Here is a 365-nt window from a genome sequence, read left to right on the forward strand (position 1 = left end):
CCTGGATGCGGGAAAGCCCCATCCCGTAGAGGGAATGGGGCTTTCGTGGGGAGCGAGAGCGGCTGTCAGAAGTGGAAGTTGGTGCTGAACAGTATCGTCCTTCCAGCGGCCTGGGACGCATAGTGCGCCGCATAGGCTTTGTCGAAGTACTTCTTGTCGAACACATTCTGCACGTTCAACTGGAAATCGACGTTCTTGCTCAGTTTGTAGCTGGCCATTGCGTCATAGCGCCAGTAATCGGGGACATAGACGGTATTGCCAACGTCGCCATAGACCTTGTCGACATAGAAAGCCCCGCCGCCGATGGTGGTCTTCGGGAAGATGTCATAGGTGGTCCAGAGACTGAAGCTGTTCTTCGGCGTATT

1 protein-coding gene is annotated in these 365 nt (G+C 55.1%); it reads right to left on the minus strand.

Annotated features, from left to right (window positions below; all coding sequences use genetic code 11):
- Positions 1-65: 65 nt before the first annotated feature.
- Positions 66-365: TonB-dependent receptor (locus FMN52_RS00060; protein WP_148606705.1), on the minus strand; the 300-nt coding region annotated here is incomplete at its 5' end.

This window comes from Marinobacter sp. BW6 (assembly GCF_008107725.1).
In the GTDB taxonomy this organism is placed as follows: domain Bacteria; phylum Pseudomonadota; class Gammaproteobacteria; order Pseudomonadales; family Oleiphilaceae; genus Marinobacter.